Origin of the sequence: Kitasatospora sp. NPDC047058 (assembly GCF_040643935.1) — a bacterium.
Classification (GTDB): domain Bacteria; phylum Actinomycetota; class Actinomycetes; order Streptomycetales; family Streptomycetaceae; genus Kitasatospora.
In genome coordinates this window covers 1-12223 of sequence record NZ_JBEYVJ010000046.1, presented here as the reverse complement: position 1 = coordinate 12223, position 12223 = coordinate 1, and the positions used below count along the sequence as shown (strand labels likewise).

The following is a 12223-nucleotide window of genomic DNA, read 5'->3' as shown; positions in this document are numbered from 1 at the left end:
GGCGGCAGGGCGCCGACCGGGGAGGCGACTGTTGATCGTCCGCCCCCGGCCCGTGCGAACCGGCCGCCGATCGTCATGCCCGCCGCTGTTCCCGGCGGGCCTTCCCCCTTCTCTTCCGCCTTCTCTCCCGTGACGGTGTGCGCCGCCGCCCTGCCGCTGCGCGCCCAGGTTTGTTACTCTCCGGTAGCCAAGTCCCCCGCCACCGGAGGTCCCCGCATGACCGCCCCCGCCACCGACCCGCAGGCCCCGAGCTGGGAGCAGGACGGCGTCCGCCTGGAGATCGACGGCGAGCTCGCCGTCGTCACCCTCTGTCAGCCCAAGCGGCGCAACGCCCAGTCGCCCGCGATGTGGCGCGCGCTGGCCGCCGCCGGCCGCGAACTGCCCGGCGCCGTCCGGGTGGTCCTGCTGCGCGCCGAGGGCGTCTCGTTCTCGGCCGGCCTGGACCGCGCGATGTTCACCGCGGAGGGCATCCCCGGCGAGATCACCTTCCTCCAGCTCGCCGCCGCCGAGGACAAGGACCTCGACGACACCATCGCCTCCTACCAGGAGGCCTTCACCTGGTGGCGCCGCCCCGACCTGGTCTCCGTCGCGGCCGTCCAGGGCCACGCCGTCGGCGCCGGCTTCCAGCTCGCGCTCGGCTGCGACCTGCGCGTCGTCGCCGACGACGTGCAGTTCTCCATGAAGGAGACCTCGCTCGGCCTCGTCCCCGACCTGGCCGGCACCAAGCCGCTCACCGACCTGGTCGGCTACGCCCGCGCGCTGGAGATCTGCGCCACCGGCCGCTGGGTCGGCGCCGAGGAGGCCGCCGCCACCGGCCTGGCGAACCTGGCCGTCCCCGCCGCCGAGCTGGACGGCGCCGCCCGTGACCTCGCCGCCGCGCTGCTGGCCGCGCCGCGCAGCGCCGTCATCGAGACCAAGGCGCTGCTCCAGGGGGCGGGCGGCCGCTCCTACGACGAGCAGCGTTCGGCCGAACGGGTGGCGCAGGCCCGCCGGCTGCGCGACCTGGCCGGCATCGGCGACTGACCGGCCGCTTCCGCCGGAGGCCCGGTTCGCGGGGGTGTGTCCCCGCGAGCCGGGCCTCCGGCGTTCCCGGCCGCACCGGGGTGTGACGGGCGGAGCTCCGGGGGCGGGAATCGTGGCGAAATGCCAGAGTTGGAGGGATTTGCGATATAGCTGGAGCCGTACGAACGGGAGAAGCACCCATGCCTGACACTCCGACGCCCTCCGCCCTGCACAAGAACCCCTCGACCGCCGGCACCCCCTCCAGCAGCGAGAGCAGCCGGCAGTCGGCCGAGCGCGGCCGCACCGCGCTGGCCGTCGGCGTGGTCGAGAAGATCGCCGGGATGGCCGCCCGCGAGGTCTCCGGCATCCACGCGCTCGGCTCGGGCTTCTCCCGCACCTTCGGCGCGATGCGCGACCGGGTGCCCGGCACCAAGTCCAGCATCGGGCGCGGCATCAAGGCCGAGGTCGGCGAGAAGCAGACCGCCATCGACATCGCGCTGGTGGTCGAGTACGGCGTGGTGATCCCCGAACTGGCCCGCCAGGTACGGGAGAACATCATCGACGCGGTCGAGCGGATGACCGGCCTGGAGGTCGTCGAGGTCAACATCGCGGTCAACGACGTCCACCTCCCCGACGAGCCGGACGTCGAGGAGGAGGAAGAGGAGAACCTCTCCTCCGGGCAACGGCCCAAGCTGAAGTAGCGAAGCCCCGCCGCGTCCGCGCGGCGGGGAACCGGCGGAGGACGAGGAGGAGCGGATGAACCTGGCCATCGTCGGCCTGGTGGTGGGTATGGCTCTCGGCTTCGCCGGCTATTTCGGCGGGTTCGCGGCGTTCCTGCTGGTGGGAGCCCTGGGCGCGGTCGGCTTCGTGGCCGGGCGGCTGCTGGAGGGCGACATCGAGCTCGGTGAACTCGGTGACCTGCTGCGCGGCCGCGACCGGCGCCGCTGATGGCGGCCCTCGTCACCCCCGTCTCCGGCGTCCCCCGCCGGGAACCCGGCGCCCGCGGCCGGCTCCGCCTCGCCGACCGGGTGTACGCCCGGATCGCCGACCGGGCCGCCCGGGACGTGCTCGCCCAGGCCTGGCACGGCCGGGCGGAACGCGGCGGACCGCCGAAGGTCTCGGTCTCCGTCCCGGGCTCCACCGTCACCGTGCGGGTCGCCGTCGACCTGCCCTTCCCCGCCGACCTCGCCGCCCTCGCCCGCGCCCTGCGCGAGCGGATCGCCGCCCAGGTCAGCGGGCTGACCGGGACCCGCGTCGGCGAGGTGGTGGTGGTCGTCGAGAAGCTGGTGCCGGGGAGAGGGGGCTCGGCGTGACCGTCGGCGCGGTGGGCGCCGGGCCGGTCGGCAGGACGGAACCGGGGGGCGGGGGATGACCGGCCCGCTGCCGCAGGCCCGGCCTGCCGAGCCCGGGTCCGGGGCGGGGAGCGGGCCCGGGCCGGCGCCGGTCAAGGTGCGCCGGCTGCGCGCCCGGCGCACGGTGGCCGCGGTCGTGGTCGCGACCGCCGTCCTGGTGCTCGGCGTGGCGCTGCTCTACGACGTGATCTCCGTCCGCACCGGCCACCCCGCACGCCGCTGGCGCTCCGAGGTCGCCGACGAACTGGCCGCCCGGCACCTGGACGACCTCTGGGTCCTGGTCGGCGCCGGTGCGGTCACCCTGGCCGGCGGCTGGCTGCTCTGGCTGGCCTTCGCCCCCGGGCTGCGCCGCTGGCTGCCGCTGCGCCCGCACGGCGACACGTCCGCGGCCGTCGACCGGGGCGGGGTGGGCACCCTGCTGGACGACCGCGCGGCCGGCCTGCCGGGCATCGACCGCCTCAGGATCCGGATCAACCGCCGCCGGGTGAAGGTCGTCCTGGACGGCCCGGCCGACCCGGCCTCCGTCCAGCGGCAGCTGCGGGCGGAGCTGGCGCGGGTCCCGCTGGCGCGGCCGCTCCGGCTCGACGTCCGGACCCGGCGCGGCCGGGCGGGGGCCACCGCGGTGCCGGGAGACGGGGCGGCCGCCGAGCCGGCCGGCGCAGCGGCCGATGCAAGGGCCGGCGAGAAGGCCGATGCGGCAGCCGGGGAGAAGGCCGGCGCGGCACCTGACGGGACGCCCGACGGTGCGGACGGCGGCGCGGCCGACGGGACGTCCGGCGGTGCGGCCGGGGGAGGCGAGGAGCGATGACGCGGACCACCGTCAACCGGGTGCTGATCGGCGTGGCCGGGCTGGTGCTGCTCGCGACCGGGGTGCTGGTGCTGGCCGGCGGCCTCGACCTGTACGGGCGGCTCGGGGCGGACCCGCCGAGCTGGTGGCCGCTCACCTCGCCGGACCAGCCGGTGCTCAGCGCCGACTCGCGGACCCGCTTGGTGGAGCGGTCCTGGTGGTGGCCGACGGTGATCGCCGGGCTGGCGGTCCTGGTGGCCGGAGCGGCCGGGTGGCTCTACGCCCAGCTCCACCGCAGCGGCCCGACGACCGTCGCCGTCCCCACGCCCGGCACGTCCCGGCTGCGGCTGCGACTGCGCAGCCGGGCGCTGGAGGAGGCGCTGGAGACCGGCACCGCCGCGCTCCCGGAGGTCGAGCGGGCCAAGGTCCGGCTGATCCGCGGGCCGCGGCACCCGAAGCTGCGCGCCACCGTCCGGCTGACCCCCGGTGGCGATCCGGCGGCCCTGGTCGAGCACTTCGAGACCGGCCCGCGCACCGACGCCCGGACCAGCCTCGGCCTGGCCGAGCTGCCCGCCGACCTGCGGATCCGGGTGGTGCCGGCGAAACCGGCCGCCGCCGTCCGGAGACGCGGCGGCCGGCGCAGGCACCCGCGGGTGCAGTAGCGACGCCGGGGCGGCGGGAACCGCGGGCGGGTCAGAGGCTGCGCAGCGCGCCGCCGTCGACCGGCAGCATCACACCCGTCAGGTAGGAGGCGGCGGGGGAGAGCAGGAAGGCGGCGACCTTGCCGAACTCCTCGGCGGTGCCGTAGCGGCCGAGCGGGATTTCCGCGCTGTGCCGGGCGCGGGCGGCGTCGGCGTCACCGCCGAGAGTGTCCAGCTCGCGCACCCGGTCGGTGTCGATCCGGGCCGGCAGCAGGCCGACCACCCGGATGCCGCGTGGGCCGAGCTCGTCGGCGAGCGACTTGGCGGCCATCGCCAGGCCGGGCCGCAGGCCGTTCGAGACGCCGAGCCCGGGGATCGGCTGGCGGACCGAGCCGGAGAGCACGAAGCCGATCACGCCGCCCTCGCCGAGCGCGTCGGCCGCGGCGCGTGCGATCCGCAGGGCGCCCAGGAAGACCGACTCGAAGGCGTCCCGCCAGGCCTCCTCGGGGACGGTGGTCACCGGGCCCGCTTGCGGGCCGCCGACGCTGATCAGCACGCCGTCCAGCCGGCCGAAGCGTTCGACGGCCGCGGCGAGCAGCCGGCCGGCCGTCTCCGGGTCGGCGTTGTCGGCCACCAGGCCGTGTGCGGCACCGGAGCCGCCGAGGGCGTCGAGTGCGGCGACGGCGGCGTCCACGGACTCCTTGCTCCGGCCGCTGACCACCACCCGGGCGCCGTCCGCGGCCAGCTCGCGGGCGGCCGCCAGGCCGAGGCCCCGCGTGGCGCCGGTGACCACGTACACCTTGTCCTTCAGTCCGAGATCCATGGGCCCATCCTGCCGGGTGGCGGGGGTGCGGGGTAGCGGCGGCGCAGGACGGCGTGCGCGGATGCCCGGTGCTCCGTGGCCGAAGCCGATCGCCCGGTGGCCGAAAGTTGACGGCGAAACGAAGTTAGGGAAACCTACCCTTGCTTACCCCGCCCTGGCCCCCCGATCGCGGAGCACCCTCATGTCCAAGCGTCACCTCACCGTCCCGGCACCGGGGGGAGCCGCGGCCGCCGTCACGGACGACGTCCAGCGCAGGCTGCGGCTCGGCGGCGCCATCGCGGCCGTCTGCCTGCTCTGGGCCGCCAGCGCGTGGACCGCCGGCCACCTGCACGCCGACCCGGCCCTGCACACGGTGGCCCTGTTCCTGCACCTGGCGTCGCTGGTGGTGGGCCTCGGCGCGGTGCTGGCCATCGACTACTACGGGCTGCAGTGGCTGCTCGGCCGGCGCACGCTGCGTCAGGTGGTGGACTTCACCACGCCGCTGCACGTCCCGGTCTGGGGCGGGCTGGCCGGACTGGTGCTCAGCGGCGTGCTGCTGGAGCCGCAGCTCTCCTCCGGGCTGACCCAGGTGAAGCTCGGGCTCGTCCTGCTGATCGCGCTCAACGGCGTGTACGCGAGCACGCTGCACCGCCGCCTGACCGCCTACGGCGAGCGCCGCCCGCCCGCCCCGCTGCTGACCAGGGGCGCCGCCTCCGCACTGGTCTCGCAGGCCGGCTGGTGGGGCGCCGTCCTGATCGGCTTCTACAACACCCAGCACTGAGGCGGGCCCGGCGGGCCCGGCCTGTCCGGCGGCACCCGGCACGGAGCTCCCGGCGAAAACCGGTTGGCCTTGACGCCTGCGTCAAGGTCTACCGTCGTTTCCGGCGGCGTTCGGAAAGCGGTCGGAAGGATGGTGCGGATCGTGCGGATCGGCGAGCTGGCACAACAGGCGGGGACGACCACACGGGCCCTGCGCTACTACGAGCAGCTCGGGCTGCTCCCCGCCCGGCGGGCCGGCAACGGCTACCGCGCCTACGGCGAGGAGGACCTCCGGCTGCTCCGGCAGATCCGCACGCTCCAGGACTTCGGGTTCGGCCTGGAGGAGACCCGCCCGTTCGTGGAGTGCCTGCAGGCCGGCCACCCGGAGGGCGACTCCTGCCCGGCCTCGTTGGAGGTCTACCGGCGCAAGCTGGCCGAGCTGGACGAGTGCATCGGCCGGCTGCAGGAGGTCCGGACCCGGGTGGCCGAGCAGTACGCCCGGGCCGAGCGGGCCCGCGAGGACCTGGCGGCGGAGGCCGCCGACCGTGCGCCGCAGTGCGAGTTGGCGATCGAGTGGGAGGAGCGGTAGATGCAGATCACCGGAGTACCGGAGGTCACGGACGAGACCTTCGCCACCGAGGTGCTGGGGGCCGAGGGACCGGTCCTGGTCGACTTCACGGCGGACTGGTGCCCGCCGTGCCGCCAGATGGTGCCGGTGCTGGCGGACATCGCCCGGGAGGAGGCGCACCGGCTGACCGTGGTCAGCCTGGACGTGGACCGCAACCCGGAGACGCAGGCCAGGTACGGGGTGCTGTCGATGCCGACGCTGGTGGTGTTTCGGGGCGGCGAACCGGTGAAGTCGGTGGTGGGCGCCCGGGCCAAGGCCCGGCTGCTGCGCGAGCTGGACGACGTGCTGTAGGACACGTCCTGCAGGGCATGTTCTCCTGGGCCCTATAGAGCACCCGCGGAGCCGGTGCCGGCCCGGCGGGCGCTACGCCGGCACCGGCTCCGACGTCACCTCGGCCTCGGCGGCCTCCTTGCGGCGGTCCTTGGCCTCGCGCCGCACCATCACCCCGAACCCGACCGGGATCAGCGCGGTGAACAACCACCACTGGATCGCGTACGCCATGTGCGGGCCGATGTCGGAGTGGTTGGGCTCGGGCAGCAGCTCGGGCTGGTCGGCCGGGGCCGGCTCGGTGGCGGTGAGCTCCAGGTAGCCGCCGAGCAGGGTGGCGCCGGTCTCCTTGGCCTGCTGCTCGGTGCTGATCAGGTTGAACTGCCGGTCCGGCATGCCGGAGCGGTCGTGGAGGCCGTTGCCGGCGGTCTCGTCGGCGCGCAGCCGGCCGGTCACGGTGACCTGGCCGGCCGGCGCGGCCGCGACCGCCGGGTACTCGGCGGCGGAGGCGCCGGAGGGCACCCAGCCGCGGTTGACCAGCACGCTCCCCTTGCCGTCGGCGAGCACCAGCGGGGTGATCACGAAGTAGCCGATCTTGTCCCCGCTGGAGTCGGTCCGCTTGCGGACCACGAACTCGTGCGCCGTGTCGTACTGCCCGGTGGCCGTCACCGGGCGCCAGGTGAGGGTCTTGGGGACCGCGAAACCGGGCTCGGCCGACAGGGTGTCGAACGGCACGGGCCGGTCGGTGAGGGCCTGGCCGATCAGCTTGTTGCGGTCCACCCGCGCCTCGTGGCGGTGCAGCTGCCAGAACCCCAGCTTGATCGTGGCGGGGATCAGCAGCAGGGCGATCAGCAGGGTGATCAGCCAGCGCCGGGAGAGGAGAAAACGGTACACACGGGCACGGTACGCGCACCTCACAACCGGATCACGCACCGGGGTGCGGGGCGACCTCCCGGAGCAGCTGCAGGAAGGCGTCCTCGCCGACCACCGGGGTGCCGACCTCACGGGCCTTGCGGGCCTTGCCGCTCCAGCTCCCGGGCTCGTTGGTGACCAGCAGACTGGTGAGCCGGCTCACCGAGCCGGCGATGTGCAGGCCGGCCTCGACCGCGCGGTCCTCCAGCAGCTCGCGGTCGGTCGCGGTGTCGCCGGTGAACGCCACCCGCATGCCCTGCACCAGCGGCTTGCCGTCCTCCCAGCGCCCGGGGTTCGGGTACGGGCACGGCGGGCGCTTCCTGGCCTGCCGGTAGGACCCGCCGGTCCAGGTGCTGCGGGCCGCGGAGACGGGCTCGTCCTCGCCGAGGTCGGTGACGGCGACGCAGTTCTGCAGCGGCAGCGGGACGCCCCCCAGCCGGGCCAGGTGCAGGCTGGGGCGGAACGCCTCCGCGAGCACCCGGGCGTCGTCCAGGGCGTTGTGCGCGTGGCGCTGCTGGACGCCGAAGTGCGCGGCGAGCGAGGCCAGCTTGCCGTTGGGCAGCGGCAGCCGCAGGTCGCGGGAGAGCACCATGGTGCAGAGCCGCTGGTCCACCGGGGCGTGCAGGCCGGCCCGGGAGAACTCGCGGGAGATCATGTTCCAGTCGAAGAGCGCGTTGTGGGCGACCATGACCCTGCCGCGCAGCCGCTCGGCGAACTCGCCGGCGATCTGCGGGAAGGTCGGCGCGTCCGCCAGCACCCGCGCGGTGAGGCCGTGGATCCAGACCGGGCCGGGGTCGCGCTCGGGGTTGACCAGGGTGTACCAGTGGTCGGTGACCTCGCCCTCGGCGTCCAGTTGGTAGACGCCCGCCGAGATGACCCGGTCCGAGCGGCCGAGGCCGGTGGTCTCGACGTCCACCACCGCGAAGCCTCCGGCGGGGGCGGCGGCGCGCTGGGCGGGGACGGGGACGGCCCGCGGCGCGCCGGACGTCTCGGGCTGGATCGCATGCATGGTCAAACAGCTTAAGCGCCGTAGAGCTCTGGCCAGGCCGGAATGTTGCACGAGGGCAACCGGAATAGAGTGGTCCGCATATTCGTCGTACACCCAGTCGAATATCCCCGGCCGCCCACACCCCCGCGCGGCCGCTTCCCCGAAGGACGAACCCTCATGCGCGCCACCGTGATCCACGGCCCCCACGACATCCGGATCGAGGACGTACCGGACCCGGTGATCCAGCGGCCGACGGACGCCGTGGTCCGCGTGGTCAACGCCTGCATCTGCGGCAGCGACCTCTGGGCGTACCGGGGCGTGGCGGCGCGGGTGGCCGGGCAGCGGATCGGCCACGAGTTCCTCGGCGTGGTCGAGGAGACCGGCTCCGAGGTGCGCGGGTTCAAGCCGGGCGACCTGGTGGTGGCGCCGTTCGTCTGGTCGGACGGCAGCTGTGACTTCTGTCTCGAAGGCCTGCAGACCTCCTGCCCGCACGGCGGCTTCTGGGGCGAGGTCGGCTCGGACGGCGGCCAGGGCGAGGCGGTGCGCGTCCCGTTCGCCGACGGCACGCTGGTGGCCCTGCCCAAGGACGCGGTGGGCGACGAGAAGCTGCTGCCGAGCCTGCTCGCGCTGTCCGACGTGATGGCCACCGGGCACCACGCCGCCGTCTCGGCGCGGGTGCGGCCCGGCTCGACCGTCGCGGTGGTCGGTGACGGCGCGGTCGGCCTGTGCGGCGTGCTGGCCGCGCACCGGCTCGGCGCGGGCCGGATCATCGCGCTCGGCCGGCACACCGCCCGGACCGACCTGGCCCGCCGCTTCGGCGCGACCGACGTGGTCGCCGAGCGCGGCGAGGCCGCCGTCGAGGCGGTCAAGGAGCTGACCGGCGGCCAGGGCGCGCACGCCGTCCTGGAGGCCGTCGGCACCGAGGAGTCGATGCGGACCGCCGTCTCGATCACCCGCGACGGCGGTGCGGTCGGCTACGTCGGGGTGCCGCACGGCGGCAGCGCCGGCGTCGACATCGGCCAGATGTTCGGCCGGAACGTCTCGCTGAACGGCGGGGTCGCGCCGGCCCGCGCCTACATCCCCGAGCTGCTGCCGGACGTCCTCTCCGGTGCCATCGAGCCCGGCCTGGTCTTCGACCGCACGGTCGGCCTGGAGGACGTCCCGGACGGCTACCGGGCGATGGACGACCGTTCGGCGTTGAAGGTGCGGGTCGTGTTCTGACGTTGTGTGGGCGGCGGCGGCCGGCGTCACCCTTGTGGGGGTGGCGCCGGCCGCTGGTGTTCGGGGGGTGTGTTGGGTCAGTTGTAGTAGCCGAAGACGTCGGCGATGAGGTGGGTGGGTGTGCCGGAGCCGTTGAGGAGGTTGACCTTGCCGTCGGGGCCGACGGGGACGATGACGAGGTTCGGGATGGTCTGGCCGGGGGTCCAGTTGAGGTTGGAGGCGGTGGGCTGGGTGGTGCCGTTGGCCCAGGCGGAGAGGTAGCCGTTGCCTTCGGTCTCGGTGGCGGTGATGTTGAGGATCACTGCCTTGACGCCGGCGGGGACGTTGGCGCGGCCGGTGATCTGGAGGGTGAGGGTGTCGCGTCCGGTGACCTTGGTGGTGCCGGGGCGGCCGGTGCCTTCGCGGGTGTCGAGGAGGCGGTCGGGGTTGACGGGGGTGTAGGTGGAGCCGGTGGTGTTGTCGGTGTAGTAGCCGAAGACGTCGGCGATGAGGTGGGTGGGTGCGCCGGAGCCGTTGAGGAGGTTGACCTTGCCGTCGGGGCCGACGGGGACGACGACGAGGTTCGGGATGGTCTGGCCGGCGGTCCAGTTGAGGTTGGAGGCGGTGGGCTGGGCGGCGCCGCTGGCCCAGGCGGTGACCATGCCGTTGCCCTCGGCCTCGGTGGCGGTGATGTTCAGCGCGACGGCCTTGGTGCCCAGTGGCACCCCGGCGCGGCCGGCGACCTGCAGCGAGACGGTCTCGCGGCCCGCGACCTTGCTGGTGCCGGGACGGCCGGTCCCGTCCCGGGTGTCCAGCAGACGGGCCGGGCTCACGCTGGTGAAGGTGGTGCCGTGGTCGGCCGCGGTGACCGAGAGCACGTGCAGGTTGTTCGAGCTGTCGCGGTAGACGAAGCCGCCGCCGAAGCGGTCGGCGCTCCAGTTGACCTGCGTGGTGGAGCTCATCAGCCGGAGCGGGAGCACGTGGGTGACGGCCGTGCCGCTCTCGAAGGTGACCAGCGAGCTGAAGCCGGAGGTCGGGCCGTACTCGTAGAACAGGTACCCGGCGCCCATCTCCAGGGCGCCCGCCCGCACCGGGACGGTGGCGCCGGTGGTCAGGTTGATGACGCCGGCGGCGCCGGAGGCGGAGGACCAGTAGACCCAGCCGTGGGCGGCCTTGACGGTGGTGAGGTCACTGGTGGCGCCGGTCTGCAGGGTGCGGGTCTGCTGACGGGTGGCCAGGTCGGTCACCACGATCTCGCCCTGCTTCGCCGTCGCCGCGTAGAGGGCGCCGCCGTCGACGGAGGCGGCCTTGATGCCGACGGTGCCGGCGATCACCTCGCCCGGCCGGGCGGAGTCGACGTCGATCACGCCGCGCGAGGTGCCGGAGATGCCGTTGCTGATCAGCACGTACCGGCCGGCGGCCTCGACGACCGAGCCCATGCCGCCCTCGGGGCGGACCACCCGGACGTCCTTGCCGGTGCGGACGAACACGGCCGTCTCGGCGGTGCGGGTCACCGGGACGATGTAGCGGTCGTAGTGGACGACGCGGCCGTCGCCGGTGCCCACCAGCCGGGTGCAGGTGGCCTCGTAGCGGCAGTTGGCGTCGGCCTCGGTGTACGCGCTCTCGGGGCCGAGGGAGCGCCGCGGGGTGGTGGCCGGCTGCCGGCCGAGCGTCACGTCCTGCTGGTAGAAGCCGTCCACCGGGCCGCTGCCGGTCTCGGTGGAGGTGAGGGCGCCCGCCGCCAGGCTGAAGTCGACCACGGTGTGGACGTCCGGGGCGACGGTGTACCCGGTGGCGGTGGCGGTCGGTGCGGGCTCGCCGGGCGAGAAGACCTTGCGGACCTTCCAGTCACGCGAGTCCTGGCCGCCTTCGGCCAGGACGGACCCGTCCGGGGCCTGGACCAGGGTCGAGGAGGCGTACGGGAGCAGGCTGACAGACGAACCGCCCAGGATGGACTGCGCGCGCAGTTCCTTGTGCGGCGGCTTGTCCGAGGAGTAGTCGCGGTACTCGGGCCAGAAAGCGGTGACCAGCCAGTCGCCGGTGAGGCCGATGGCGGTCGGCTGATTCGGGTACGTGAACGGGACGACGATCTCGCTCGCCAGGTTGAGGTCGGAGCGGGGGAGCAGGTGCACCTTGCAGTCGTTGGCCATCCAGGCCAGACGGTCGCGGCCGAGGGCCGCCGGGCCGACGCAGGCGGAGACGGCCGGGTTGGTGGCGGCCACCGGCAGGGTGACCTTCAGCGCCCCGGTGTGGGTGTCGGCGAGGGCGATGTGGAAGCGGCCCGCGTCGTCGTTGAAGCCGATCGCGGCCTCCTTGGCGTCGCCGCCGAGGATCCTGATCTGCTGGGGGAGACCGCCGGCGGCGGTCCAGTCGGTGAGCGGGACGGTCACCGTGCTGCCGGCGCCGCTGTCGCGCAGGAAGGCCAGGCTGCCCAGCTTGAGCGTCGAGGCGCCCGGGGCGGTGGGGACCGAGGTGCTGACCAGCAGTGAGTCGCCGAACAGGCCCTCCGTGAAGGTGGGTCCGGCTGTGTTCAGGACCGTGGTGGCGCCGGTGGCCATGTCCTGGAGCTTCCAGGACGACTCGCCGTACGGGGTCGCGTAGACGGCGGCCGTGTCCGCGCCGGCGCCGTACCTGGCGATGGTGCGGGGGGACGAGAAGTAGTCGCTGGTGACCGTCTTGGTGGCGCCGGTGTCGTACGCCGTCCACGCGACGGTCGATCCGAAGCTGCCGTTCGGCTGTGTGTGCAGGAAGCCCTTCTCGCCCGCGCCGAGCAGTTCCTCGGTGCGCGGGGTGGGCAACGGCTGGCCGGGGACGACCAGTTCGGGCAGTGCGGCGCCGGTGTCGGCGGGGCCGGCCGGCGCGGCGGCCGCGGCGGGCGCGAGGCC

At 74.5% G+C, this 12223-nt stretch carries 13 protein-coding genes and 1 pseudogene; 10 read left to right on the top strand and 4 right to left on the bottom strand.

The genetic code is table 11. The features are described from left to right. Nucleotides 1–216: 216 nt before the first annotated feature. From ABZ885_RS10115 to ABZ885_RS10090, 6 genes are all read left to right on the top strand, one after another. Nucleotides 217–1023, top strand: coding sequence for an enoyl-CoA hydratase/isomerase family protein (locus tag ABZ885_RS10115; protein ID WP_360185851.1), 807 nt, complete (start codon nt 217–219; stop codon nt 1021–1023). A 179-nt stretch (nt 1024–1202) separates the two neighbouring features. After that, the gene (locus ABZ885_RS10110; RefSeq protein WP_360185848.1) at nt 1203–1703 is read left to right on the top strand and encodes an Asp23/Gls24 family envelope stress response protein; all 501 of its coding nucleotides are present in this window, start codon (nt 1203–1205) and stop codon (nt 1701–1703) included. A 55-nt stretch (nt 1704–1758) separates the two neighbouring features. Next, complete coding sequence (locus tag ABZ885_RS10105) at nt 1759–1950, top strand: hypothetical protein (protein WP_360185846.1); 192 nt, start codon at nt 1759–1761, stop codon at nt 1948–1950. Next, nucleotides 1950–2315 carry a hypothetical protein gene (locus ABZ885_RS10100; protein ID WP_360185845.1) on the top strand — a complete coding sequence of 122 codons (366 nt, stop codon included), beginning with the start codon at nt 1950–1952 and terminating at the stop codon, nt 2313–2315. Before ABZ885_RS10105 ends, ABZ885_RS10100 begins: the two co-directional genes overlap by 1 nt. A gap of 55 nt (nt 2316–2370) precedes the next feature. Then, on the top strand, nt 2371–3162 hold the full coding sequence (locus ABZ885_RS10095; protein ID WP_360185842.1) for a DUF6286 domain-containing protein: 792 nt from the start codon (nt 2371–2373) through the stop codon (nt 3160–3162). Continuing rightward, a complete protein-coding gene (locus ABZ885_RS10090) occupies nt 3159–3803 on the top strand; it encodes an alkaline shock response membrane anchor protein AmaP (RefSeq protein ID WP_360185840.1) in 645 nt (214 codons plus the stop codon). The genes ABZ885_RS10095 and ABZ885_RS10090 overlap by 4 nt, the downstream gene beginning before the upstream one ends. A gap of 31 nt (nt 3804–3834) precedes the next feature. On the opposite strand, the gene ABZ885_RS10085 is transcribed toward ABZ885_RS10090, so the two are convergent. Then, nucleotides 3835–4605 carry an SDR family oxidoreductase gene (locus ABZ885_RS10085; protein WP_360185837.1) on the bottom strand — a complete coding sequence of 257 codons (771 nt, stop codon included), beginning with the start codon at nt 4603–4605 and terminating at the stop codon, nt 3835–3837. Between the two features lie 181 nt (nt 4606–4786). Here ABZ885_RS10085 and ABZ885_RS10080 point away from each other — a divergent pair, with 181 nt between their 5' ends. The 3 genes from ABZ885_RS10080 (at nt 4787) to trxA (ending at nt 6262) form a co-directional block, all read left to right on the top strand. Continuing rightward, on the top strand, nt 4787–5365 hold the full coding sequence (locus ABZ885_RS10080) for a hypothetical protein (protein ID WP_360185835.1): 579 nt from the start codon (nt 4787–4789) through the stop codon (nt 5363–5365). Between the two features lie 141 nt (nt 5366–5506). Next, a complete protein-coding gene (locus ABZ885_RS10075) occupies nt 5507–5932 on the top strand; it encodes a MerR family transcriptional regulator (RefSeq protein WP_360185912.1) in 426 nt (141 codons plus the stop codon). After that, nucleotides 5933–6262, top strand: a complete 330-nt coding sequence (gene trxA / locus ABZ885_RS10070; protein ID WP_360185832.1) for a thioredoxin — start codon at nt 5933–5935, stop codon at nt 6260–6262. Between the two features lie 72 nt (nt 6263–6334). On the opposite strand, the gene ABZ885_RS10065 is transcribed toward trxA, so the two are convergent. Both ABZ885_RS10065 and ABZ885_RS10060 read right to left on the bottom strand, forming a co-directional pair. Then, nucleotides 6335–7132 (bottom strand): SURF1 family protein, encoded by a 798-nt coding sequence (locus ABZ885_RS10065; protein ID WP_360185830.1) that lies wholly within the window; start codon nt 7130–7132, stop codon nt 6335–6337. A gap of 31 nt (nt 7133–7163) precedes the next feature. Beyond that, nucleotides 7164–8159, bottom strand: coding sequence for a DEDDh family exonuclease (locus tag ABZ885_RS10060; RefSeq protein ID WP_360185827.1), 996 nt, complete (start codon nt 8157–8159; stop codon nt 7164–7166). Nucleotides 8160–8315: 156 nt separating this feature from the next. Between ABZ885_RS10060 and ABZ885_RS10055 the strand changes: the two genes are divergently transcribed. After that, complete coding sequence (locus tag ABZ885_RS10055) at nt 8316–9359, top strand: zinc-dependent alcohol dehydrogenase family protein (protein ID WP_360185824.1); 1044 nt, start codon at nt 8316–8318, stop codon at nt 9357–9359. Nucleotides 9360–9436: 77 nt separating this feature from the next. Here ABZ885_RS10055 and ABZ885_RS10050 read toward each other — a convergent pair. Further along, nucleotides 9437–12223: pseudogene (locus ABZ885_RS10050) on the bottom strand (hypothetical protein); the annotation flags it as partial.

Bases quoted from the DNA above. Each gene is read 5' to 3' on its own strand.
- ABZ885_RS10090 (WP_360185840.1), top strand. From the start codon at position 3,159: ATGACGCGGACCACCGTCAACCGGGTGCTGATCGGCGTGGCCGGGCTG.
- ABZ885_RS10095 (WP_360185842.1), top strand. From the start codon at position 2,371: ATGACCGGCCCGCTGCCGCAGGCCCGGCCTGCCGAGCCCGGGTCCGGG.
- ABZ885_RS10060 (WP_360185827.1), bottom strand. From the start codon at position 8,159: ATGCATGCGATCCAGCCCGAGACGTCCGGCGCGCCGCGGGCCGTCCCC.
- ABZ885_RS10100 (WP_360185845.1), top strand. From the start codon at position 1,950: ATGGCGGCCCTCGTCACCCCCGTCTCCGGCGTCCCCCGCCGGGAACCC.
- ABZ885_RS10105 (WP_360185846.1), top strand. From the start codon at position 1,759: ATGAACCTGGCCATCGTCGGCCTGGTGGTGGGTATGGCTCTCGGCTTC.
- ABZ885_RS10110 (WP_360185848.1), top strand. From the start codon at position 1,203: ATGCCTGACACTCCGACGCCCTCCGCCCTGCACAAGAACCCCTCGACC.
- ABZ885_RS10055 (WP_360185824.1), top strand. From the start codon at position 8,316: ATGCGCGCCACCGTGATCCACGGCCCCCACGACATCCGGATCGAGGAC.
- ABZ885_RS10085 (WP_360185837.1), bottom strand. From the start codon at position 4,605: ATGGATCTCGGACTGAAGGACAAGGTGTACGTGGTCACCGGCGCCACG.
- ABZ885_RS10115 (WP_360185851.1), top strand. From the start codon at position 217: ATGACCGCCCCCGCCACCGACCCGCAGGCCCCGAGCTGGGAGCAGGAC.
- ABZ885_RS10080 (WP_360185835.1), top strand. From the start codon at position 4,787: ATGTCCAAGCGTCACCTCACCGTCCCGGCACCGGGGGGAGCCGCGGCC.
- trxA (WP_360185832.1), top strand. From the start codon at position 5,933: ATGCAGATCACCGGAGTACCGGAGGTCACGGACGAGACCTTCGCCACC.